This window comes from Pseudomonas sp. PS01303 (genome assembly GCF_029959385.1).
Classification (GTDB): domain Bacteria; phylum Pseudomonadota; class Gammaproteobacteria; order Pseudomonadales; family Pseudomonadaceae; genus Aquipseudomonas; species Aquipseudomonas rustica.
In genome coordinates, this window is record NZ_JASCPK010000011.1 from 14392 (window position 1) to 40866 (window position 26475).

5 protein-coding genes are annotated in these 26475 nt (G+C 61.2%); 2 read left to right on the forward strand and 3 right to left on the reverse strand.

Annotation, left to right across the window (positions count from 1 at the left end; translation table 11 throughout):
• Positions 1–74 precede the first annotated feature (74 nt).
• Positions 75–785, reverse strand: a complete 711-nt coding sequence (locus QMX93_RS06315) for a GntR family transcriptional regulator (RefSeq protein WP_282353738.1) — start codon at positions 783–785, stop codon at positions 75–77.
• Between the two features lie 194 nt (positions 786–979).
• Between QMX93_RS06315 and lapG the strand changes: the two genes are divergently transcribed.
• On the forward strand, positions 980–1672 hold the full coding sequence (lapG, locus tag QMX93_RS06320; protein WP_053116429.1) for a cysteine protease LapG: 693 nt from the start codon (positions 980–982) through the stop codon (positions 1670–1672).
• A 14-nt stretch (positions 1673–1686) separates the two neighbouring features.
• The gene (gene lapD / locus QMX93_RS06325; protein ID WP_282353746.1) at positions 1687–3633 is read left to right on the forward strand and encodes a cyclic di-GMP receptor LapD; all 1947 of its coding nucleotides are present in this window, start codon (positions 1687–1689) and stop codon (positions 3631–3633) included.
• A gap of 694 nt (positions 3634–4327) precedes the next feature.
• On the opposite strand, the gene QMX93_RS06330 is transcribed toward lapD, so the two are convergent.
• Complete coding sequence (locus QMX93_RS06330; protein WP_053116431.1) at positions 4328–4666, reverse strand: hypothetical protein; 339 nt, start codon at positions 4664–4666, stop codon at positions 4328–4330.
• 148 nt (positions 4667–4814) lie between these two features.
• Positions 4815–26150: an immunoglobulin-like domain-containing protein gene (locus QMX93_RS06335; RefSeq protein ID WP_282353752.1), complete on the reverse strand. Its 21336-nt coding sequence runs from the start codon at positions 26148–26150 to the stop codon at positions 4815–4817.
• Positions 26151–26475: the final 325 nt, after the last annotated feature.

Sequence of the window (26475 nt, forward strand, 5' to 3'; positions counted from 1 at the left end):
GCGACCGGTTGAGGGGATTTGTAAGCGGGTTATTCGCCGGGCGGACGCGATGGTCCGCGTCCGGCGTGAAGGCTTTAGCGCAGTGCTTTGCGATTTTGCGCGGCGGGGCTGGCGAGGTAGCGGGTAATCACCTCGACACCACGGTTGAGGTGCTGCTCAAGCAGCATCACCGAGCGTTCAACGTCGCGCTCGATCGCGGCTTGCAGCAGGGCGCGGTGGTCGTCCTGGGAAATCTTGCCCAGGCCCATGGCTTCAAGGTTGAAACGCAGAAAGCGTTCTTCTTCATTGAGACCGTCCTCGACCAGACGCAGCAGGCGCTTGTTCGGCGCCTTGGCGTACAGCGCCATGTGGAACAGGCGATTGAGCCGACCGATTTCGGTGTAGTCGTGTTGGGTTTCGAGTTCGCGGATGTAGCCGGCGGCGAGCTCGTGATCGGCCGTTGTCAGCAACGGAATCGACTGCCGCAGCGCCTCGCCCTCAAGCAGAATGCGCAATTCGTAGGTTTCCGTGGCGTCGCCCTGAATCAGCGCGGCGACCACCGCGCCTTTGTGCGTGGTCACGCTCAGCAGTTCTTGCGCTTCGAGCTGGCGCAACGCTTCGCGCACCGGCATGCGGCTGACCCCGAACAAATCGGCCAAATCCTGCTGGCGCAGAGCGGTGCCGCACGGCAGGCGACCATCAAGAATGGCTGCGCGCAGGGTTTCTTCGATGATCGAGCGGGCCAGGTGTGCAGGAATCGGCCCATCGACTTTAATGCTGTGTAGCGGCTTGGGCTTCTGTGTCACGACTACGCACCCTGTAGGTCGGCTGAATTTGGATCCAAATGACACTAGTGATTGCCCTACAAGTTGTCAAACCGTGTAGAGGAATACTTGGTAAACAGTTTAGCGCGATGCCGATGATCTCATCGTGCCATTGTCTTTTAACGGGCTAAGCTTCACCATCAAACGCTTTCCTTCCTGCCCCCCGGAAACCTGCTGTGGCGGTACGTTTCGCGATCCCTCGGACTCTGCGCTGGCTAGGCTGCGCACTGCTGCTGGCCAGTCTTATGCTGGGCGGTCTGCATGCCGATTGGGATTTTTCCGCGATCAGCCGCAAAGCCACCGCCCTGTACGGGCCGCTCGGTGCCGGGCAGCAGCGCATCGATGCCTGGCAGAATCTGTTGGCGACGCAGCAACAGGCCAGCGAAATGGACAAGCTGAAAGTGGTGAACCTGTTTTTCAATAAACAGGTGCGCTACGTCGAAGACATCGACCTGTGGCACGAGGTCGATTATTGGGAAACGCCGATCGAGGCGCTGTGGAAGGGCGCTGGCGACTGCGAAGACTATGCGATCGCCAAGTATTTCAGCCTGCGCCATCTCGGCGTTTCCAGTGACAAGCTGCGCATCACTTACGTCAAGGCACTGCGCCAGAATCGCGCGCACATGGTGCTGACGTACTATTCCACCCCCGATGCCATGCCGCTGGTGCTCGACAGCCTGATCGATCAGATTCAACCGGCGTCGCAGCGAACCGATTTGCTGCCGGTCTACTCTTTCAATGCGGAAGGGTTGTATTTGCCGGGCGCCAAGGGCAACAAGAAGGTCGGTGATACCAAACGCCTGTCACGCTGGCAGGATGTGTTGAAGAAAATGCAGGCCGAAGGTTTTCCGGTCGAGACGACTAACTAGGAGCACGCGCTCAGATGTCTTTGTTCAAACAGCTGTTGATCGCTATCTGTCTGTTCCTGGTGGTCGCCTTCACCGGCAGCTTCATGGTCAGTCTGGAAAGCTCGCGTACCCAGTACGTCAACCAGTTGCGCTCGCACGCCCAGGACGCCGCGACGGCGCTGGCCTTGTCGCTGACGCCGAACATCGACGACCCGGCGATGGTCGAGTTGCTGGTCAGTTCGATTTTCGACAGCGGCTATTACGCGAGCATTCGTGTGGTTGATGTGAAGACCGACAAAACCATGGTCGAGCGCAGCGGCAGCCCGGCGGTCACCAACGTGCCGGACTGGTTCGTCAAACTGATCGGCCTCGAACCCGCCGGTGGCGATGCGCTGGTCAGCCGTGGCTGGGAGCAGGCGGCGCGGGTCGAGGTGGTCAGCCACCCGATGTTCGCTGTGGCCAAGCTGTGGCAGAGCGCGTTGGGCAGCCTTGGCTGGCTGCTGGTCTGTGGCGCGGTGAGTGCGGTGCTTGGCGCGCTGCTGTTGCGCCGGCAATTGAAACCGCTGGATTACATGGTCAAGCAATCCCACGCCATTGCCCGCCGCGAATTCCTCAGCCTGCCGGATTTGCCGCGCACACCGGAATTGCGCCGCGTGGTGCTGGCGATGAATCAGATGGTCGAGAAACTCAAAGCGCTGTTCCAGGAGCAGGCCGAGCGCAGTGAAAAACTGCGTGCCGAGTCGTATCAGGACAACCTCACCGGGCTGGCCAACCGGCGTTATTTCGAGATGCAGCTGAACAACCGGGTGAGCAATGCCGAACAGGCCAGCTCCGGTTATCTGCTGCTGTTGCGGGTCAAGGATCTGGCCGGGCTCAACCAGCGTCTGGGCGGTCAGCGCACGGATGAATTGTTGAAAGCGGTGGGCGAGCAATTGTCCCGCGAGTGCGCCAAATACCCGGAAACCCAGAACCTCGTCACGCGTATTCGTGGCGGTGAATTCGCGGTGTTGGCGCCGGGCCTGGTGCGTGAGGAAGCGCTGCAACTGGCGCAGAATCTCGACACTGCGCTGAGCAGTTTGCACGCCACCGGCGCGACCGATGTTGAGGCCGTGGCATCGATTGGTCTGGCGCCGTTCGCTCACGGTGACTCGCCGCAATCGGTGCTGAGCCTTGGCGATCAGGCGTTGGCGCAAGCCGAAGGGCAGGGCGAGCAGAACTGGGCGTGTCTCGATCAGAGCCTGACCGCCGACGTTGGCGACGATCACCATGCCTGGCACCGCTTGCTCGATCAGGCGCTGACTCAGCAGCGTTTCGAGCTGTATTTCCAACCGGTGGTGGCGGCGCAAGACACGCAATTGGTGCTGCATTACAAAGTGCTCTCGCGATTGCTCGATGAGCACGGCCAGACCATTCCTGCCGGGCGTTTCCTGCCATGGCTGGAGCGCTTCGGCTGGACGGCGCGGCTGGATCGCCTGATGCTTGAGCGCGTGCTGGAGCAGATGAAAGGGCATGAGGATTCGCTGGCGCTGAACTTGTCGTCAGCGACGCTGGCGGATCCGCAGGCGCTGAATAAAGTCTTTGAGATTCTGCGTACACATTCCAATCTTGGCCCGCGTTTGACCCTGGAAATTGGCGAGGAACAGTTGCCGGATCAGGCTGTGTTGGAGCAGTTGACCCGTCGTCTGCGTGAGTTGGGCTTCTCGCTTAGCCTGCAGCGCTTTGGTGGGCGCTTCAGCATGATCGGCAACCTGGCGCGGCTTGGGTTGGCGTATCTGAAGATCGATGGCAGCTACATTCGGGCGATCGATCAGGAGAGCGACAAGCGTCTGTTTATCGAGGCGATTCAGCGCGCGGCGCACAGTATTGATCTGCCGCTGATTGCCGAGCGGGTCGAGACCGAAGGGGAATTGTCGGTGATTCGCGAGATGGGCTTGTATGGGGTTCAGGGGCAGTTGCTGGGTGAGCCGAAGCCTTGGGCCTGACCTGATCGTTCCCACGCTCTGCGTGGGAATGCAGCCCGTGACGCTCTGCGTCACAACGAAGTTTGAGCGGTGTGGCTGGAACGCAGAGCGTCCCTTGATGCGTTCCCACGCGGAGCGTGGGAACGATCAAATGCATTCCATGTAGGAGCTGCCGAAGGCTGCGATCTTTTGCTTTAAATCAACCCGCCCAACACTTGAGCCTGCAGCGTTTGGGGTTCAGGGGCAGTTGCTGGGTGAGCCGAAGCCTTGGGCCTGACCTGATCGTTCCCACGCTCTGCGTGGGAATGCAGCCCGTGACGCTCTGCGTCACAACGAAGTTTGAGCGGTGTGGCTGGAACGCAGAGCGTCCCTTGACGCATTCCCACGCGGAGCGTGGGAACGATCAAATGCATTCCATGTAGGAGCTGCCGAAGGCTGCGATCTTTTGCTTTAAATCAACCCGACCAATACTTGAGCCTGCAGCGTTTGGGGTTCAGGGGCAGTTGTTGGGTGAGCCGAAGCCTTGGGCCTGACCTGATCGTTCCCACGCTCTGCGTGGGAATGCAGCCCGTGACGCTCCGCGTCACAACGATGTTTGAGCGGTGTGGCTGGAACGCAGAGCGTCCCTTGATGCGTTCCCACGCGGAGCGTGGGAACGATCAAAACAGGGGAATGCATTTCATGTAGGAGCTGCCGAAGGCTGCGATCTTTCGCTTTAAATCAGCCCGCTCTCATCTTCATCAATCAGTTGGCTTAACCCGCCCAACGCCTCACGTGCCTGGTTACGGTCCAGCAGTTTGGCCTGGGCCGCTGGCGGCAGGTCGGTGACGCGGATCACGCCTTTGCTGGTCAGCACTTGAATCAGGTCGTCGAGTACCCGAATCATTTCAAAGTCGCTCTGCTTGAGCTGTTTGAGGCTGTTTTCCACCGCAGCGTTGGCGAACCACGCCTGGATTTCATGGTTGTCGGCCGGCAGCGTTTCCGTGGCTTCGGCGTAAGCCGCCGCTTCCACGCGCGTCAACACACCTTGCGCATCGCGTTGCACGTAAAACATTGAGCATCCCTCAGAAATGAACCAGCGTCATGCTGTCAGCAGCATAGCCAACTGCGCGCGAGTATGCGGTGCGGCGACGCAATCGTCACCGTGACGATCGGCGTAAACGTGACGGCCGCCCCATCAGGGCGGCCGTTTTGTTCATGCATCAGCTGTTGTTGTGGTCGACCTTGATGGTCGGGTCGCTACCGGCAATCAGGTTATGAATGTTGGCACTCGACCAGTTGTTGCCTTCCAGTTTGATCGTCACATCCGGCGTTGCCGCAGCCGCATCGCCGGAGTTGAACTTGCCTGCCGAGCTGACCTGCAGCGACGACGTGCCATCGACCGTGGTGATCTTCAGGAAGTTGTCGATGGTGCTGCCGGTCTCGCCCTGCAGCAAATCGCGCAGGTCGATGCGGTCACCGTCGGCGGCCTTGAAGTCCTTGATCACGTCGTTGCCGGTGTCGCCCGATTTCCAGACGAAGGTGTCGGCACCCGAACCACCAATAAGGATGTCGTTGCCCGAACCGCCGATCAGCGTGTCGTTGCCGGTACCACCGAGCAGGATGTCGTTGCCTTTGCCGCCATCGAGCGTGTCGTTACCGCCCGAGCCGAACAGGATGTCATTGCCCGCGCCACCCAACAGCGTGTCGTTGCCGTCATGCGCGCCGGACACATCGAACGCCTGATAGTGCTCGGTGATGTACTGGTGCACGTTGCTGGTAGTGACTTTGCTGACGTCGACCCCGGTTTCCTTGGCCACGAACGCCTGCATCGCCTGATAACCCTCGCCGGCAATGCCGTTGAAGCTCACCAGATCGCCGAACAGGATGTCGTTGCCGTCGCCACCGTTGACCGTGTCGTTGCCCGGCAGGGTCGCTTCGGTGTGGCCGATGATCGAGTTGGCGAGATCCTTCGGATCGATGTTGGTTTGTGGCGTTTTGTCCGAGTCGTAAGGTTTCAGGTCATTGAGGCTGACACCGCTGTTGAGGCCGATGGCTTCAACGCTCGATAGACCGCTGAGCAACGAGAAGCTGCTGGTCGAGTTGCTGGTGGTGTAAGAGTCGGTGCTGTTACCGCTACCGGCCAGCGTCGACAACTCGTAAGTGCCGTCGCCCTGAGCGTGAACGGTGCCCAGGTTTGTAGTGCTCCAGCCGTAGCGGTTGGTGTAAGTCTGCAACTGGGCGAAACCGCTGGCGTTGATGCTCAGGTAATGCGTGTTGTCGATGTAGGTGCTGAAGGTGTCCCCCAGCTTGTAATTGCTGGTCGTCACCACGCTGTCGAACTTCACGCTGTTGTACAGCGTCGGGTTGGTCTGCTCGCCGCTCTGGTAGTAGGTCGGCTGGCCGTCGGTGATGAAGTACGTGAGGTTCTTCGCCCCGGTGTTGGCCACGGCGTCAGCGCTCTGGAACCAGTTGGCCGTGGTTTTGAACACGTCCTCGTAGTTGGTGCCGCCGCCGGACGCCATCGAGTCGAGTACGGCTTTGAGCTGCGTCAGCGCGTTCGGGTCGTTGAGGTTCACCGACACCGACTTGTTCACCTGAGTGTCGAAGTCCGCGAGGAAAATGTTCACCGTGCCCGAGTTGTTGCCGCCGAGGCTCTGCTTGAGGGTGTTGAACACCGACGTCAGCGAGTCCTTGGCCGCGTTGATCGACGACGTGCTCATGCTGCCCGAGCTGTCGACCATGAACGCGATGTTGTAGTTGGTGCCCGGCACCACGGTCAGACCGCCGATGTCAGCGACCATGATGTCGTTGCCGTCGGTGCCGCTGAAGGTGTCATCGCCCGAAGTGCCGACGATGGCGTTATAGACCGCCGGTACCACGGTGACCGGAATGGTCGCGGTGGTGCTGGCCGAACCGCCCAGCGCTTCGGTCGAGGTCGACGTCACGGTCAGGTTGAACTGGCCGTTGTAGTAGGTCGGCGGGGTCACGGTCAGGGTGCCGAGGCTCCAGCCAGTGACGTTGGCGTCGCCACTGGTCGCGGTGACGGTGAAACTGTGGCCCGCGCCGTCGGTGAGTACCGAGCCGACCGGTGCGCCGCTGATCTTCACGCTCAGGGTTTCCGAGCCGTCGGTGTCGGTCAGGCCCGTGGTCACGGCCGACAACTTGACGCTGGTGCCTTCGGCGCCGGTGTTGAGCTTGTAGCCGTCGTAATAGCCTTCGCCGTTGCTGCCATGCAGATCGGAAACGGTCACGCCGGAGTTCACCAGATCCTGCACGCCGGTGTAGATCGGCACGCCAGCGCTGCTCAGGTCGATCGCCGTGCCGCCGTTGACCGACAGGTTGACGTCATAGCTGCCCGGGCCGCTCTGGTTGTGGTGGTAGATGTCCAGGGTGTAGTAGCCGCTCGTGGTCGGGGTGAACGAGCCGTTGAGGTTGCCGCCCACGCCCCACGTGGTCGAGGCCACGGTTTTTCCGCCAATGGTCACCAGCAGGCTGTCATCACCGATACCGGTGAAGGTGTAGCTCTTGCCGGCTTCCAGATAAATCAGGCCCGAGGTTTTCGATGCGGTACCGGCGGTCACGCTGCCGTCGGACTGCACGTTGGTCACGTTGGTGCTGGAGTTCGGTTTGCCGGCGGCGTCGATGACGTTTTTCAACGTCGTCGCGTCGGCGCCATTGCCGTTGGTGCCGAGGCCCGACAGGCCCGTCCAGACTTCCTTGATCAGCCCGGTGGACTTCACGCTGTTGTCGGCCACGCTCACGGTCGGTGCATCAGCCACTGGCGTGATGTCGATCTTGATCGTGCCGGTGCTGCCCAGCAGTTGGCCGTCGGTTGGCTGGAATTGCAGTTGTGCGTAATCAGCCTTCTGATCGCCAATGCCCGCAGCATTGCCGTTCGCGCCCGACTCGTTGGCATCCGGCATGAAGCGCAGCTTGCCCGCGTCGATATCGGCCTTGCTGAAGGTCTGGTTGTTGGCGACGTCTTTCCACGTCGAACCGTCCAGATACTGCAGTTTGCCTTCGCCCGGCAGCTGGGTGATTTTCACCCCGAGGCTGCTGGCCGGGCTGTCGACGTCAGTCACACCGAAGGTCGACCAGCCGAGGATCAGCGGCGTGTCTTCCGTGCCGGTGACGTTGCTCGGTGCGGCGATCGGCGCATCGTTGACCGCCACCACGTTGACCGTGGTGGTCGCCACGTTGGAGTAGTTGCCGCCATCGGTCACGGTGACGGTAATGATGCGCGGCACGGTGCTCGGGTCTTCACCGTTGTTGGTGAAGCTGATGTTCTTGATGGCCTGCATGTAGTCAGCCAGCGTCGCGTTACCCGACAAGGTCAAGGTCACTGTGCCGTTGGTGCTGTTGGCATTGATGGTGATGCCGTTGACGCTGTTGCCCAGATTCAGCGCATCGCCGTCCTGACGGTTGGTCAGTACCACGGTCGCGCCGGTGAGCATGGTGCTGTCCGGGTCGGTGATCTTGATATCGGTGTCGGCAATCGACACACCCGCGCCCGGGGTGTTTTCGGTGAAGGTCACCTTGTAGTCGGCACCGGTGGCGCCGCTGGAGTTGTTGGCATCCAGGTCGATGACCGGCGGCGCATCGTTGTCGATGATCGAGGTGCTGACGCTGCCGTTGGTGGCGCTGATCGCGAGGTTCTCGAAGTTGCCGCCCGTGGCCGAGTCGATCTTGACCACGAAGTTCTCGGTGCCTTCGGTGATCTTGTCATCGATGGTGGCGACGTTGAACTGCGCGCTGCTCGCACCTGCCGGGATCTTCACGGTGTACACACCGGTGAAGTCCGAACCGTCAGCGGCGGTACCGCTGTAGACGATTTTCAGGGTCACGTCGGTTTGCGCCGGGTGGTTCAGGCTGACGGTGTAGCTGGCGGTCTGGCCTTCGGTCACCGAGCTGCTGCCGGTGATGCTGACAGTAGTGGTGTCGATGGTGTCGGTGACGCTGGTCACGGCTGGCGTGTTGCTGGTCACCAGGTTTTCGAAGCTGCCACCGGTGGCGTTGCTGATCGTTGCCTGCACGTTGCCGGCGTCTTTGTAGACGTCGTCCGCCGGAGCAGGAACGGTCACGGTGCCGGTGGTTTTGCCTGCGTCGATGGTGATCACCGAGCCGTTGCTCAGGGTCACGGTGACTGGCGAGCCAGCGGCGTTGGTCAGAGTTGCGGTGTAGGTGATCTGGCCACCTTCGGCCACGGTGCCGGTTGCCGACAGCGACAGGTTGGTGGTGTCGATGGTGTCGGTCACGGTGGTGCTGACTGGGGTTTTGTCGGCGACCAGATTTTCGTAGTTGCCGCCGGTTACGTTGGTGATCGAGTTGGTCAGTGGGGTGTGGCCAGTCAGCGCATCGTTCGGTGCGGTGGTGGTCACGGTGCCGGTGGTTTTGCCGATGTCGATGGTGATGGTCTGACCGTTGGCCAGGGTCACGGTCACTGGCGAGCCGGTGACTTGCGCGCCGACGGTCGCGGTGTAGGTGACGGTGCCACCTTCAGCGGCGGTGCCGGTTGCGGTTAGCTTCACGGTCGTCGTGTCGATGGTGTCGGTCACGCTGGTCACGGCTGGCGCGGTGCTGGTCACCAGATTTTCGAAGCTGCCACCGGTGGCGGTTTTGATGGTTGCCTGCACGTTGCCGGCGTCTTTGTAGACGTCGTCGGCTGGCGCCGGAACGGTCACGGTGCCGGTGGTTTTGCCGGCTTCGATGGTGATCACCGAGCCGTTGCTCAGGGTCACGGTCACTGGCGAGCCAGCGGCGTTGGTCAGAGTTGCGGTGTAGGTGATCTGGCCACCCTCGGCCACGGTGCCGGTCGCCGACAGCGACAGGTTGGTGGTGTCGATGGTGTCGGTCACTGTGGTGCTGACCGGGGTTTTGTCGGCTACGAGGTTTTCGTAGTTGCCGCCGGTTACGTTGGTGATCGCGTTGGTCAGTGGAGCGTGGCCAGTCAGTGCGTCGTTTGGCGCAGTGGAGGTCACGGTGCCGGTGGTTTTGCCGATGTCGATGGTGATGGTCTGACCGTTGGCCAGGGTCACTACAACTGGCGAATTGGTCACCGGAGCGCCGACGGTCGCGGTGTAGACGACGTTGCCGCCCTCTGCCGCTGTCGCCGTTGCGGTCAACTTCACGGTGGTGGTGTCGATGGTATCGGTCACGCTGGTCACGGCTGGCGTCGTGCTTGGTACCAGGCTTTCGAAGTTGCCACCGGTGGCAGTGTTGATAGTTGCCTGCACGGTGCCGGCGTCTTTGTATACGTCGTCCGCCGGAGCAGCGACGGTCACGGTGCCGGTGGTTTTACCGGCTTCGATGTTGATCACTGCGCCGTTCGACAAGGTCACCGTCACTGGCGAGCCAGCGGCGTTGGTCAATGTCGCGGTGTAAACGATCGAGCCACCTTCGGCGACTGAGTTCGTAGCGTTGAGCGTCAGGTTTGTCGTGTCGACGGTGTCGGTCACGGTGGTGCTGACCGGAGTTTTGTCGGCCACGAGGTTTTCGTAGTTGCCGCCGGTTACGTTGGTGATCGAGTTGGTCAGTGGTGCATGGCCGGTCAGCACGTCGTTAGGTGCGGCGGTGGTTGCGGTGCCAGTGGTTTGACCTACAGCGATGGTGATCGTCTGACCGTTGGCCAGGGTCACGGTGACTGGCGAGCCGGTTACCGGAGCACCGACTGTTGCCGTGTAAACGACGTTGCCACCTTCGGCCGCTGTCGCAGTGGCCGTCAGTTTCACGGTCGTGGTGTCGATGGTGTCAGTGACGCTGGTCACGGCTGGCGCAGTGCTGGTCACCAGATTTTCGAAACTGCCACCGGTGGCGGTTTTGATGGTTGCCTGCACGTTGCCGGCGTCTTTATAGACGTCGTCAGCTGGAGCAGCCACGGTGACGGTGCCGGTGGTTTTGCCTGCGTCGATGGTGATCACCGAGCCGTTGCTCAGGGTCACGGTGACTGGCGAGCCAGCGGCGTTAGTCAATGTTGCGGTGTAGGTGATCTGGCCACCTTCGGCCACGGTGCCGGTCGCGGACAGCGACAGGTTAGTGGTGTCCACGGTGTCAGTCACGGTGGTGTTGACCGGCGTCTTGTCGGCGACGAGGTTTTCGTAGTTGCCGCCGCTGACGTTAGTGATCGCGTTGGTCAGTGGAGCATGACCGGTCAACACGTCGTTTGGTGCGGTGGTGGTTGCGGTGCCAGTGGTTTGACCCACAGCGATGGTGATCGTCTGACCGTTAGCCAGGGTCACGGTGACTGGCGAACCGGTTACCGGAGCACCGACGGTTGCCGTGTAAACGACGTTGCCACCCTCGGCTGCGGTTGTAGTCGCAGTGAGTTTCACGGTGGTGGTGTCGATGGTATCGGTCACGCTGGTGATCGCTGGAACAGTGCTTGGTACCAGGTTCTCGAAGTTGCCACCGGTGGCGCTGCTGATGGTTGCTTGCACGGTGCCGGCGTCTTTGTAGACGTCATCGGCTGGCGCTGGAACCGTCGCAGTGCCCGTGGTTTTGCCGGCGTCGATGGTGATTACCGCACCGTTGGACAACGTCACGGTGACAGGCGAGCCAGCGGCGTTGGTCAGGGTTGCGGTGTAAACGATCGAACCACCTTCAGCGACCGAGTTGGTGGCGCTCAGCGTCAGGTTTGTCGTGTCGACGGTGTCGGTCACGGTGGTGCTGACTGGCGTCTTGTCGGCGACGAGGTTCTCGAAGTTGCCGCCGCTGACGTTGGTGATCGAGTTGGTCAGCGGTGCATGGCCAGTCAGTACGTCGTTTGGCGCCGTGGTGGTGGCAGTGCCCGTGGTCTGGCCCACGCCGATGGTGATGGTCTGACCGTTAGCCAGCGTTACGACCACAGGCGAATTGGTTACCGGAGCACCAACAGTGGCGGTGTAGACGACGTTGCCACCTTCGGCTGTGCTAGCGGTGGCCGTCAGTTTCACGGTCGTGGTGTCGATGGTGTCGGTGACGCTGGTCACGGCTGGCGCGGTGCTGGTCACCAGGTTTTCGAAACTGCCACCGGTGGCGGTTTTGATGGTGGCCTGCACGTTGCCGGCGTCTTTGTAGACGTCGTCAGCTGGAGCAGCGACGGTGACGGTGCCGGTGGTTTTGCCCGCTTCGATGTTGATGACTGCGCCGTTCGACAGGGTCACGGTCACTGGCGAGCCAGCGGCGTTGGTCAATGTCGCGGTGTAAACAATCGAGCCACCCTCGGCGACAGAGCCGGTCGCCGACAGCGACAAATTGGTGGTGTCGACAGTGTCAGTCACATTGGTCGTAACCGGAGTTTTGTCGGCCACGAGATCTTCGTAGTTGCCGCCGGTTACGCCAGTGATCGCGTTGGTCAGCGGAGCATGGCCAGTCAGCGCATCGTTCGGTGCGGTGAAGGTCACAGTGCCGGTGGTTTTGCCGACTTCGATGGTGATGCTCTGGCCGTTGGACAGGCTTACGGTGACCGGCGAACCAGTAACCGGAGCGCCGACGGTCGCGGTGTAGGTGACGTTGCCGCCTTCAGTGACCGAAGTATCGGCCGTCAGTTTGACGGTCGAAGTGTCGATGGTGTCGGTCACGCTGGTTACGGCTGGCGCAGTGCTGGTCACCAGGTTTTCGAAACTGCCACCGGTGGCGGTTTTGATGGTTGCCTGCACGTTGCCGGCGTCTTTGTAGACGTCGTCAGCTGGAGCCGCGACGGTGACGGTGCCGGTGGTTTTGCCCGCTTCGATGTTGATGACTGCGCCGTTCGACAGGGTCACGGTCACTGGCGAGCCAGCGGCGTTGGTCAATGTCGCGGTGTAAACAATCGAGCCACCCTCGGCGACAGAGCCGGTCGCGGACAGCGACAAATTGGTGGTGTCGACAGTGTCAGTCACATTGGTCGAAACCGGAGTTTTGTCGGCCACGAGATTTTCGTAGTTGCCGCCGGTTACGCCAGTGATCGCGTTGGTCAGCGGAGCATGGCCAGTCAGCGCATCGTTCGGTGCGGTGAAGATCACAGTTCCGGTGGTTTTGCCGACTTCGATGGTGATGCTCTGGCCGTTGGACAGGCTTACGGTGACCGGCGAACCAGTAACCGGAGCGCCGACGGTGGCGGTGTAGGTGACGTTGCCGCCTTCAGCGACCGAAGTATCGGCCGTCAGTTTGACGGTCGAAGTGTCGATGGTGTCGGTGACGCTGGTCACGGCTGGCGCGGTGCTGGTTACCAGGTTTTCGAAATTGCCACCGGTGGCGGTTTTGATGGTGGCCTGGACGTTGTCGGCGTCTTTGTAAACGTCGTCAGCAGGAGCCGCGACGGTGACGTTGCCCGAAGTTTTGCCGGCTTCGATGGTAATCACAGCGCCGTTCGACAGAGTCACGGTGACTGGCGAGCCAGCAGCGTTAGTCAGGGTCGCGGTGTAAACGATCGAGCCACCTTCAGCCACGGAACCGGTCGCGGACAGCGACAGATTGGTGGTGTCGACGGTGTCGGTAACGTTGGTCGAAACCGGAGTTTTGTCGGCTACGAGGTTTTCGTAGTTGCCGCCAGTCACACCGGTAATTGCGTTGGTGATTGGAGCATGACCAGTCAGCGCATCATTCGGCGCAGTGAAGGTCACGGTGCCAGTGGTTTTACCCACTTCAATCGTGATGTTCTGACCATTGGCCAAGGTCACCACAACCGGCGAGCCAGTCACAGGCGCGCCAACAGTGGCGGTGTAAACAACCGCACCACCTTCAGCAGCGGTCTCGGTCGCCGTCAATTTCACGGTCGAGGTGTCGATCGTGTCAGTCACTTCGGTAACAGCTGGAACAGTGCTCGGTACCAGTTTTTCGAAGTCGCCACCGGTTGCGGCAGAAATGGTCGCTTCGACTTTTCCTGCGTCTTTGTAAACGTCGTCAGCAGGAGCCGCGACGGTGACGTTGCCCGAAGTTTTGCCGGCTTCGATGGTAATCACAGCGCCGTTCGACAGTGTCACGGTCACTGGCGAGCCAGCAGCGTTAGTCAGCGTCGCGGTGTAAACAATCGAGCCACCTTCAGCCACGGAGCCGGTCGCGGACAACGACAGGTTAGTGGTGTCGACGGTGTCGGTGACGTTGGTTGAAACCGGGGTTTTGTCGGCGACGAGGTTTTCGTAGTTGCCGCCAGTGACACCAGTAATCGCATTGGTAATCGGCGCATGACCGGTCAACGCATCGTTTGGCGCGGTGAAGGTCACGGTGCCAGTGGTTTTGCCCACTTCAATCGTGATGTTCTGACCGTTGGCCAAGGTCACCACAACCGGCGAACCGGTTACTGGCGCGCCAACAGTAGCGGTGTAAATAACCGCACCACCTTCAGCAGCGGACTCGGTCGCGGTGAGTTTCACGGTCGAGGTGTCGATGGTGTCAGTCACTTCGGTAACGGCTGGAACAGTGCTCGGTACCAGTTTTTCGAAGTCGCCACCGGTTGCGGCAGAAATGGTCGCTTCGACTTTTCCTGCGTCTTTGTAGACGTCATCGGCAGGTGCAGCAACGGTCACATTGCCCGAAGTTTTGCCCGCTTCAATGGTGATCACGGCGCCGTTCGACAGAGTCACGGTGACTGGCGAGCCAGCAGCGTTGGTCAATGTCGCGGTGTAAACAATCGAACCGCCTTCAGCCACAGAACCGGTCGCGCTCAGCGACAGGTTAGTAGTGTCGACGGTGTCGGTAACGTTGGTCGAAACCGGAGTTTTATCAGCAACGAGATTTTCGTAGTTGCCGCCAGTCACGTCAGTGATCGCGTTGGTGATCGGCGCATGACCGGTCAACGCATCGTTCGGCGCAGTGAAGGTCACGGTGCCAGTGGTTTTACCCACTTCAATCGTAATGTTCTGACCGTTGGCCAGGGTGACGACGACCGGCGAACCGGTCACTGGCGCGCCGACAGTCGCGGTGTAGGTGACGGTGCCACCCTCGGCTGCTGTTTCGGAGGCGCTGAGTTTCACGGTCGAGGTGTCGATCGTGTCGGTTACTTCGGTAATGGCTGGAGCAGTGCTCGGTACCAGATTTTCGAAGTTGCCACCGGTTGCGGTGGAAATCGTCGCTTCCACTTTACCGGCGTCTTTGTAGACGTCATCGGCTGGCGCTGGAACAGACACGGTGCCCGAAGTTTTGCCCGCTTCGATGGTGATCACGGCACCGTTCGACAGGGTCACGGTGACTGGCGAGCCAGCAGCGTTGGTCAGTGTCGCGGTGTAAACAATCGAGCCACCTTCAGCCACGGAACCGGTCGCGGACAGCGACAGGTTGGTGGTGTCGACGGTATCAGTGACGTTTGTGCTGACCGGCGTTTTGTCGGCTACCAGATTTTCGTAGTTGCCGCCGGTAACGCCAGTGATCGCGTTGGTGATCGGCGCGTGGCCGATCAACGCATCGTTTGGCGCAATGAAGGTCACGGTGCCGGTAGTTTTGCCCACTTCAATCGTGATGTTCTGGCCGTTGGCCAAGGTCACTACAACTGGCGAACCGGTTACTGGCGCGCCAACAGTAGCGGTGTAAATAACCGCACCACCTTCAGCAGCGGACTCGGTCGCGGTGAGTTTCACGGTCGAGGTGTCGATGGTGTCAGTCACTTCGGTAACGGCTGGAACAGTGCTCGGTACCAGTTTTTCGAAGTCGCCACCGGTTGCGGCAGAAATGGTCGCTTCGACTTTTCCTGCGTCTTTGTAGACGTCATCGGCAGGTGCAGCAACGGTCACATTGCCCGAAGTTTTGCCCGCTTCAATGGTGATCACGGCGCCGTTCGACAGAGTCACGGTGACTGGCGAGCCAGCAGCGTTGGTCAATGTCGCGGTGTAAACAATCGAACCGCCTTCAGCCACAGAACCGGTCGCGCTCAGCGACAGGTTAGTAGTGTCGACGGTGTCGGTAACGTTGGTCGAAACCGGAGTTTTATCAGCAACGAGATTTTCGTAGTTGCCGCCAGTCACGTCAGTGATCGCGTTGGTGATCGGCGCATGACCGGTCAACGCATCGTTCGGCGCAGTGAAGGTCACGGTGCCAGTGGTTTTACCCACTTCAATCGTAATGTTCTGACCGTTGGCCAGGGTGACGACGACCGGCGAACCGGTCACTGGCGCGCCGACAGTCGCGGTGTAGGTGACGGTGCCACCCTCGGCTGCTGTTTCGGAGGCGCTGAGTTTCACGGTCGAGGTGTCGATCGTGTCGGTTACTTCGGTAATGGCTGGAGCAGTGCTCGGTACCAGATTTTCGAAGTTGCCACCGGTTGCGGTGGAAATCGTCGCTTCCACTTTACCGGCGTCTTTGTAGACGTCATCGGCTGGCGCTGGAACAGACACGGTGCCCGAAGTTTTGCCCGCTTCGATGGTGATCACGGCACCGTTCGACAGGGTCACGGTGACTGGCGAGCCAGCAGCGTTGGTCAGTGTCGCGGTGTAAACAATCGAGCCACCTTCAGCCACGGAACCGGTCGCGGACAGCGACAGGTTGGTGGTGTCGACGGTATCAGTGACGTTTGTGCTGACCGGCGTTTTGTCGGCTACCAGATTTTCGTAGTTGCCGCCAGTCACGTCAGTGATCGCGTTGGTGATCGGCGCGTGGCCGGTCAACGCATCGTTTGGCGCAATGAAGGTCACGGTGCCGGTGGTTTTACCCACTTCAATCGTAATGTTCTGGCCGTTGGCCAAGGTCACCACAACCGGCGAACCGGTTACTGGCGCGCCAACAGTAGCGGTGTAAACAACCGCACCACCTTCAGCAGCGGACTCGGTCGCGGTGAGTTTCACGGTCGAGGTGTCGATGGTGTCAGTCACTTCGGTAACGGCTGGAACAGTGCTCGGCACCAGATTCTCGAAGTTGCCGCCAGTGGCGCTCGAAATGGTTGCTTCGACTTTGCCGGCATCTTTATAGACGTCATCGGCAGGTGCAGCGACGGTGACGTTGCCCGAAGTTTTGCCAGCCTCGATAGTGATCACGGCACCGTTCGACAGAGTCACTGTGACTGGCGAGCCAGCCGCGTTAGTCAGTGTCGCGGTGTAAACAATCGAGCCACCTTCAGCCACAGAACCGGTCGCGGACAACGACAGGTTAGTGGTGTCGACGGTGTCGGTCACATTGGTCGAAACCGGCGTCTTATCGGCCACCAGATTTTCGTAGTTGCCGCCGGAAACGTCGGTAATTGCATTGGTCAGCGCAGCATGACCGGTCAACGCATCGTTCGGCGCAGTGGTGGTCACGGTACCAGTGGTTTTGCCCACTTCAATCGTGATGTTCTGACCATTGGCCAAGGTCACCACAACCGGCGAACCGGTCACTGGCGCACCCACAGTCGCGGTGTAAGTAACGTTGCCACCCTCAGCCGCCGACTCGGTCGCGGTCAGTTTGACGGTGGTGGTGTCGATGGTGTCGGTGACGTTGGTCACGGCCGGAACGGTGCTCGGCACCAGGTTCTCGAAGTTGCCGCCAGTCGCCGTCGAAATGGTTGCTTCGACTTTGCCAGCGTCCTTGTAAACGTCATCCGCAGGAGCAGCAACGGTCACGGTGCCGCTGGTTTTGCCCGCTTCGATGGTGATCACTGCGCCGTTCGACAGGGTCACGGTCACCGGAGTACCGGCGGCGTTGGTCAGGGTCGCGGTGTAAACGATCGAACCACCTTCAGCCACCGAGTCGGTAGCGGTCAGGTTGAGGTTGGTGGTGTCGTTGGTGTCCGACACGGCGGTGTCGGCGGACTTGCCGTCGACCGCGAGTTTTTCGTAGTTGCCGCCAGTGGCGCCATCAATGGTCACGCTCAGCGAGCTGCCGCCGGCCAATGGGCTGTTCGGCGCAACGTAGTTCACCGTGCCGGTGGTTTCACCGACGGCGATGGTGATGGTCTGGCCGTTGGACAGGTTGACGACAACCGGCGAGCCAGTGACTGGCGCGGTTACGGTCGCGGTGTAGACCACGGTTTCGCCTTCGGCGACGTTGGCGGTGGCGGTCAGCGACACGGTGGAGGTGTCGATGGTGTCGTTGACGGTGGTGACGGCCGGGGCGGTGCTGGTGACGAGGTTTTCGAAATCGCCACCGGTTGCGCCTTTGATGGTCGCTTCAACAGTGCCGGCGTCTTTGTAGACGTCATCTTTCGGCGCGTCGACGGACACGGTGCCCGTGGTTTTGCCAGCGTCGATGGTGATCACCGAGCCGTTGCTCAGGGTCACGGTTACCGGGCTGCCAGCAGCGTTGGTCAGGGTTGCGGTGTAGGTGATCTGGCCGCCTTCATCCACAGAACCGGTGGCGCTGAGCGACAGGTTGGTGGTGTCGGTGGTGTCGGTCACGGTGGTGCTGACCGGGGTTTTGTCGGCAACGAGGTTCTCGTAGTTACCGCCGGACACGTTGGTGATCGAGTTGGTCAGCGGAGCATGACCGGTCAACGCATCGTTCGGCGCGGTAGTGCTCACGGTGCCGGTGGTTTTACCCACTTCGATGGTGATGTTCTGACCATTGGCCAAGGTGACTACAACCGGCGAGCCGGTGACTGGCGCGCCGACAGTTGCGGTGTAAGTGACGGTGCCGCCTTCAGCAGCAGTTTCGGTGGCAGTCAGTTTGACGGTCGAGGTGTCGATGGTGTCAGTGACGTCAGTGATGGCTGGCGTGGTGCTCGGAACGAGGTTCTCGAAGTTACCGCCAGTCGCGTCCTTGATAGTCACTTCGACTTTGCCGGCGTCTTTGTAGACGTCATCGGCTGGCGCTGCAACGGTCACGGTGCCGGTGGTTTTGCCCGCTTCGATGGTGATGGTCGAACCGTTCGAGAGGTTCACGGTTACCGGCGTGCCGGCCGGGTTGGTCAGCGTCGCGGTGTAAACAATCGAACCGCCCTCGGCGACGGTGCCGGTCGCGCTCAGCGTCAGATCGGTGGTGTCGACGGTGTCGGTGACGGTGGTCGAAACCGGGGTTTTGTCGGCGACCAGATTTTCGTAGTTACCGCCACTCACGTCGGTGATCGCGTTGGTCAGCGGCGTGTGGCCGTTCAGCGCGTCGTTCGGTGCGGTGGTGGTGACGGTGCCGGTGGTTTTGCCGACTTCGATAGTGATGTTCTGGCCGTTAGCCAGGGTCACGACAACCGGCGAACCGGTCACTGGTGCGCCGACGGTCGCGGTGTAGGTGACGGTACCGCCTTCAGCAGCAGACTCGGTGGCGGTCAGTTTGACCGTCGAGGTGTCGATGGTGTCGTTGACTTCGGTCACGGCTGGCGTGGTGCTCGGAACGAGGTTCTCGAAGTTACCGCCGGTGGCGTCCTTGATGGTCACTTCGACTTTGCCGGCGTCTTTGTAGACATCATCGGCTGGCGCTGCAACGGTCACGGTGCCGGTGGTTTTACCGGCCTCGATGGTGATTAACGAACCGTTCGACAGGGTCACGGTGACTGGCGAGCCTGCAGCATTGGTCAGGGTCGCGGTGTAGATGATCGAACCACCCTCGGCCACGGAACCGGTGGCGCTGAGCGACAGGTTGGTGGTGTCGGTGGTGTCGGTCACAGTGGTGGTGATCGGGGTTTTGTCGGCGACCAGATTTTCGTAGTTGCCGCCGGTCACGCCGGTGATCGAATTCGTCAGCGGGGCCTGACCGGTCAGCGCATCGTTCGGTGCGATGGTGGTGACGGTGCCAGTGGTTTTGCCGACTTCGATGGTGATGCTTTGGCCGTTGGCCAGGTTCACCACGACTGGCGAACCGGTGACCGGCGCGCCGACAGTGGCGGTGTAAGTGACGGTGCCGCCTTCAGCCACGGTGGTGTCGGCCGTCAGTTTCACGGTCGAGGTGTCGATGGTGTCAGTGACGTCGGTCACCGCTGGCGTGGTGCTCGGCACCAGGTTTTCAAAGTTGCCGCCGGTGGCGTCCTTGATAGTCACTTCGACTTTGCCGGCGTCTTTGTAGACGTCATCGGCTGGCGCGGCAACGGTCACGGAACCGGTGGTTTTGCCCGCTTCGATGGTGATGGTCGAACCGTTCGACAAGTTCACGGTGACTGGCGTGCCAGCCGGGTTGGTCAGCGTCGCGGTGTAAACAATCGAACCACCCTCAGCCACGGTGCCGGTCGCGCTCAGCGACAGGTTGGTGGTGTCGACGGTGTCGGTCACCGACGTTACGGCCGGGGTTTTGTCTGCGACGAGATTTTCGTAGTTGCCGCCGCTGGTGCCGTCGATTTTCACGCTCAGCGTGTTGCCGCCGGCCAGTGCATCGTTCGGTGCGGTGAAGTTGACGCTGCCGCTGCTGGCGCCGACCGGAATGGTGATGGTCTGGCCGTTGGACAGGGTCACGACAACCGGCGCGCCGGTGACCGGAGCGGTCACGGACGCGGTGTAAACCACCACGCCGCCTTCAACGGTGGCGGCGGTGGCGGTCAGCGAAACGGTGCTGTTGTCGATGGTGTCGGTCACGTCGGTGACGGCCGGAGTCTTGTCGACTACCAGGTTCTCGAAGTTACCGCCGGTGGTCTTGGTGATGCTCGCGTCGACTTTGCCGGCGTCCTTGTAGACGTCATCGCCCGGTGCGGCGACGGTGGCAGTGCCAGAGGTCGCGCCTTTGGCGATGTTGATCACCGCGCCGTTGCTCAGGGTCACGGTCATGGCCGTGCCGGCCGCGTTGGTCAGGCTTGCGGTGTAGACGATCGAACCGCCCTCGGCGACCGAACCGGTGGCGCTCAGGCTGATATTGGTGGTGTCGGTGGTGTCGGTGACGGTGGTAACCACCGCCGAACGGTTGGCATCGACCTGCTCGAAGTTGCCGCCGCTGTGGCTGGCAATCGCGGTCTGTACTTTGCCGCCGTCGATGTACGGGGTATTGGCAGGCGCGGCGAAGTTCACCGAACCGCTGGTCGCACCGGCAGCAATGTTGATCACCGCGCCGTTGGCCAGGGTCACGGTCATGGCGGTGCCGGCCGGATTGCTCAGGGTCGCGGTGTAGGTGATCTGGCCACCTTCGCTGACGGTGTCGCTGGCGCTGAGGGTCAGCGTGGTTTTGTCGACGGTGTCATTGACGGTGGTGCTGACCGGGGTCTTGCTGAGGTCAAGTTTTTCGAAGTTGCCGCCGGTGGCATCGGTCATGGTCACGGTGAGCTTGCTGACGTCTTTGTAAACGTCATCGCTCGGCGCCGCGATAGTCACCGAACCGCTGGTTTTGCCAGCCTCGATGGTGATGGTCTGGCCGTTGCTCAGGTTGACGGTCACCGGCGTTTGCGCAGCGTTGGTCAGGGTCGCGGTGTAAGTGATCGAGGTGCCTTCGAGCACATAGCTTTCAGCGCTGAGGGTCAGGTGTGTGGTGTTGATCGTGTCGGCGACGTTGGTCACTGCTGGCGTCGGATTGGCCACCAGGTTTTCGAAATTGCCGCCGGTGGTTTCCTTGATGGTCACTTCGACTTTGCCGGCGTCTTTGTAGACGTCATCGGCAGGCGCAGGAACGGTCACGGTGCCGGTGGTCTTGCCGGCGTCGATGGTGATGGTCGAGCCGTTGCTCAGGGTTACGGTCACCGGGGTGCCGGCCGGGTTGGTCAGCGTCGCGGTGTAGACGATCTGCCCGCCTTCGTTGACGTTGCCGGTGGCGGTCAGCGAAACGGTGGTGGTGTCGACGGTGTCGGTCACTGCGGTGCTGACCGGGGTTTTGTCGGCGACCAGATTTTCGTAGTTGCCGCCGCTGACATTGGTGATCGAGTTGGTCAGCGGCGCGTGGCCGGCCAGCACGTCGTTCGGTGCGGTGGTCGACACGGTGCCGGTGGTTTGGCCGACAGCGATAGTGATGCTCTGACCGTTCGCCAGGGTCACGACGACAGGCGAGCCGGTCACTGGCGCGCCAACAGTGGCGGTGTAAGTGACGGTGCCGCCTTCAGCAGCGGTTTCGGTGGCGGTCAGTTTCACCGTCGAGGTGTCGATGGTGTCAGTGACGTCGGTCACGGCTGCAACGGTGCTTGGCACCAGGTTCTCGAAGTCGCCGCCAGTGGCGTCCTTGATGGTCACTTCGACTTTGCCGGCGTCTTTATAGACGTCATCGGCAGGCGCAGCGACGGTTACGGTGCCGGTGGTTTTGCCAGCTTCGATGGTGATTACCGAACCGTTGCTCAGGGTCACGGTGACTGGCGAACCTGCTGCGTTGGTCAGGGTCGCGGTGTAAACGATCGAACCGCCTTCAGCCACGGTACCGGTGGCGCTGAGCGTCAGGTTGGTGGTGTCAGTGGTGTCGGTCACGGTGGTGCTGACCGGAGTTTTGTCAGCCACCAGATTTTCGTAGTTGCCGCCGCTGACTTCGGTGATCGAGTTGGTCAGAGGCGCGTGACCGGTCAACGCATCGTTCGGTGCGATGGCGGTCGCGGTGCCGGTGGTCTGGCCGACGGCGATGGTGATGGTCTGACCGTTGGCCAGGGTCACGATCACCGGCGAACCGGTGACTGGCGCGCCCACGGTCGCGGTGTAAGTGACGGTGCCGCCTTCAGCAGCGGTCTCGGTCGCGGTCAGTTTCACCGTCGAGGTGTCGAGGGTGTCGGTCACGTCGGTGACGGCTGGCGTGGTGCTCGGAACGAGGTTCTCGAAGTCGCCGCCGGTGGCGTCCTTGATGCTCACTTCGACTTTGCCGGCGTCTTTGTAGACGTCATCGGCAGGTGCGGCAACGGTCACGGTGCCGGTGGTTTTACCGGCCTCGATGGTGATCACGTCGCCGTTCGACAGGGTCACGGTCACCGGTGTGCCGGCCGGGTTGGTCAGGGTTGCGGTGTAAACGATCGAACCGCCTTCAGCCACAGTGCCGGTGGCGCTGAGCGTCAGGTTGGTGGTGTCGGTAGTGTCGGTGACGGTGGTGCTGACAGGAGTTTTGTCAGCCACCAGATTTTCGTAGTTACCGCCGGACACCTCAGTGATCGACGTGGTCAGCGGCGCATGGCCGGTCAACGCATCGTTCGGTGCAGTGGCGGTTACGGTGCCGGTGGTCTGGCCGACCGCGATGGTGATGGTTTGGCCATTGGCCAAGGTCACGACGACAGGCGAACCGGTGACCGGCGCGCCAACGGTCGCGGTGTAGGTGACGGTCCCGCCTTCAGCCACGGTGGTGTCAGCGGTCAGTTTGACGGTCGACGTGTCGAGGGTGTCGGTCACTTCGGTGACAGCCGGAACGGTGCTTGGCACCAGGTTCTCGAAGTTGCCGCCGGTGGCGTTGTCGATGGTGACTTCGACTTTGGCGGCGTCTTTATAGACGTCATCGGCAGGCGCAGCGACGGTCACGGTGCCAGTGGTTTTGCCCGCTTCGATGGTGATCACCGAGCCGTTCGACAGGGTCACGGTCACCGGTGTGCCGGCCGGGTTGGTCAGGGTTGCGGTGTAAACGATCGAACCGCCTTCAGCCACAGAACCGGTGGCGCTGAGCGACAGGTTGGTGGTGTCGGCAACATCGGTGACGTTAGTGGAAACCGGAGTTTTGTCGGCGACCAGATTTTCGTAATTGCCCCCGCTCACATTGGTGATCGAGTTGCTCAGCGGCGCGTTACCGGCCAGCGCGTCGTTCGGCGCGGTGGTGGTCACGGTGCCAGTGGTTTGGCCGACCGCAATGGTGATGTTTTGGCCGTTGGCCAAGGTCACGACAACCGGGGCGCCAGTGACTGGCGCGCCAACGGTTGCGGTGTAAGTGACGGTGCCGCCTTCAGCCACCGAGGTGTCAGCCGTCAATTTCACGGTCGAGGTGTCGACGGTGTCGGTCACTTCGGTGACAGCCGGAACGGTGCTCGGCACCAGGTTCTCGAAATTGCCGCCAGTGACGTTATTGATGCTGACTTCGACTTGGCCGGCGTCCTTATAGACGTCATCGGCCGGTGCTGCGACGGTCACGGTGCCGGTGGTTTTGCCGGCGTCGATGGTGATCACCGAGCCGTTGCTCAGGGTCACGGTGACTGGCGTGCCGGCTGGATTGGTCAGCGTTGCGGTGTAAACGATCGAACCGCCTTCAGCAACGGTGCCGGTCGCGGACAGCGACAGATTGGTGGTGTCGATCGAATCGGTAATCGTGGTGGTCGCTGGCGTGGTGTTCGGCACCAGGTTTTCGAAGTTGCCGCCGGTTGCGCCGGTAATCGTGGTGCTGACCGTGCTGCCATTGTTGTAGACGTCGTTGGCCGCTGTCGGCACGTTGACGCTGCCGGTGGTTTTGCCGGCTTCAATGGTGATGGTCGAACCGTTCGACAGGGTGATCGTCACCGGGGTTTGCGCGGCGTTGGTCAGGGTCGCGGTGTAGGTTATCTGGCCACCTTCAACGACGGTGCCGGTGGCGGTGAGGCTGACGTTGGTGGTGTCGACCGAATCAGTGATGGTGGTTACTGCTGGCGTCGGGTTCGGCACCAGATTTTCGAAGTTGCCACCGGTTGCGCCGGTAATTGTGGTGCTGACAGTGCTGCCATTGTTGTAGACGTCGTTGGCCGGGGTCGGCACGTTGACGACGCCCGTGGTCTGGCCCGCTTCGATGGTAATGGTCGAGCCGTTCGACAGAGTGACGGTCACCGGCGTCTGCGCCGGGTTGGCCAGGGTCGCGGTGTAAGTGATCTGACCGCCTTCGGTGACGGTCGAGCCAGCGGTCAGGGTGACCGTGGTGGTGTCGATCGAATCGGTGATGGTGGTCACTGCCGGCGTCGGGTTCGGCACCAGATTTTCGAAGTTGCCACCGGTGGTGCCGGTAATCGTGGTGCTGACAGTGCTGCCGTTGTTGTAGACGTCATTGGCCGCTGTCGGCACGTTGACGACGCCCGAGGTCTGGCCGGCTTCGATGGTGATTGTCGAGCCGTTCGACAGAGTGACGGTCACCGGCGTCTGCGCCGGGTTGGTCAGGGTCGCGGTGTAGGTGATCTGGCCGCCTTCAGTGACGGTCGAGCCAGCGGTCAGAGTGACCGTGGTGGTGTCCACCGAATCGGTGATGGTGGTCACTGCTGGCGTCGGGTTCGGCACCAGATTTTCGAAGTTGCCGCCGGTTGCGCCGGTAATCGTGGTGCTGACGGTGCTGCCATTGTTGTAGACGTCATTGGCCGGGGTCGGCACGTTGACGACGCCAGTGGTCTGGCCGGCTTCGATGGTAATGGTCGAGCCGTTCGACAGAGTGACGGTTACCGGCGTCTGCGCCGGGTTGGTCAGGGTCGCGGTGTAAGTGATCTGACCGCCTTCAGTGACATTAGTCCCCGCCGTCAGGGTGACGGTGGTGGTGTCGACCGCATCGGTAATGGTGGTCACTGCCGGCGTCGGGTTCGGCACCAGATTTTCGAAGTTGCCACCGGTGGTGCCGGTAATCGTGGTGCTGACAGTGCTGCCGTTGTTATAGACGTCATTGGCTGGGGTCGGCACGTTGACGACGCCCGAGGTCTGGCCGGCTTCGATGGTGATTGTCGAGCCGTTCGACAGATTGACGGTGACCGGGGTTTGCGCCGGGTTGGTCAGGGTCGCGGTATAGGTGATCTGGCCGCCTTCAGTGACGGTCGAGCCAGCGGTCAGAGTGACCGTGGTGGTGTCCACCGAATCGGTAATGGTGGTGGTCGCTGGCGTCGGGTTTGGCACCAGATTTTCGAAGTTGCCACCGGTGGCACCAGTGATGGTGGTGGTGACGGCGCTGCCATTGTTATAGACGTCGTTCGGCGGCGTTGGCACGTTGACGGTGCCGGTGGTCTGGCCCGCGCCAATGGTGATGGTCGAGCCATTCGACAGGGTGACGGTCACCGGCGTCTGCGCCGGGTTGGTCAGGGTCGCGGTGTAGGTGATCTGGCCGCCTTCGGTGACGTTCGTGCCCGCTGTCAGGGTGACGGTGGTGGTGTCGATGGTGTCGGTGACCTGCGTCGTGGCCGGGACGGTTGGCGGGGTCACGTTGATGCCGTTGCCGCCGGTGGTGCCGGTGACGGTCACGTCGATCTGGGTCGAGTCGTTATAAACAGTGTCGTTCGGCGCCAGCGGGACGTTGACGGTGCCCGTGGTGGAACCGGCCGGAACCACAATCACCGCGCCGTTGGACAGGGTGATGGTCAGGTCGGTCAGCGGCGCCTGGGTCAGGGTCGCGGTGTACACCAGCACGCCGCCGGCTTCGGTGATGGTCGGTGTGGCGCTGACGCTCAGGGTCGAATCGCGCAGGGCATTCGTGGTGGTGTCGGTGGTCTGCCCGCCGGTGATGTCTTGCGTGGTCTGACCTGCAGCGTTGATGCCTGCGGTCGGGAAGCCAATCGTCGGGTCAACGCGGCCAGCGGTGGCGTCGAGCATCACGAAACTGTGGCCACCACCGGCAGCACCGCCAGTGCCTGCGGCGCTTGGGCCGGCAGCGGTGGCGTCGAGGGCGGTCGTCGGGTCGACACCGGCGGCGATGGCTTGCTGCAATTCTTCTACAGAAGGCGCTGCCTGCGCGGTGGCTTCAGCCAGGTCAGTGCTGGAGTCGGGCGCGTTGGCGCTCCACTGCGTTTCGCGACCGAGGTCGAGGGTGCGGCCATCTGCCAATTCAAGCGACACGGCGCCGGAGAGGCCGGTGTCGATCTGGTCGCCGACAAACAGGCGATCGCCTTCAACGAGTACGCGACGCACGCCCTCTGGTGACACCACGAATACCTGACCAACAATGCTTTTGACGATGGCAACAACACTGCTCATTGAAGACTCTCCGGGTGTCACGTTCAGTTGACTTCCATGGACCTGATGGCATGGGCGCCGATTCAGTCTGGACGTACTTTTAAATTTTACGTAGCAAGTTTGACGCGTCTAATCGTCAATAATTTGGCTAGATTCTTTCGCTATTAACTTTATGCCAAACTATTGACCTTCTGGGTGCCATCCTAAACAATCGCCCCAGTAATGTCACATTGATATTTCCGCGGCGACCCGTCCTTCAGCGTGTGATCCAGTTCCTGTTTTGAACTTTCCGACATACGGTCAATCTGGTTGCCATCATCCGACGCAGCGCCCCGTTTTTGCTGTG

Bases quoted from the DNA above. Each gene is read 5' to 3' on its own strand.
- lapD (WP_282353746.1), top strand. From the start codon at position 1,687: ATGTCTTTGTTCAAACAGCTGTTGATCGCTATCTGTCTGTTCCTGGTG.
- QMX93_RS06330 (WP_053116431.1), bottom strand. From the start codon at position 4,666: ATGTTTTACGTGCAACGCGATGCGCAAGGTGTGTTGACGCGCGTGGAA.
- QMX93_RS06335 (WP_282353752.1), bottom strand. From the start codon at position 26,150: ATGAGCAGTGTTGTTGCCATCGTCAAAAGCATTGTTGGTCAGGTATTC.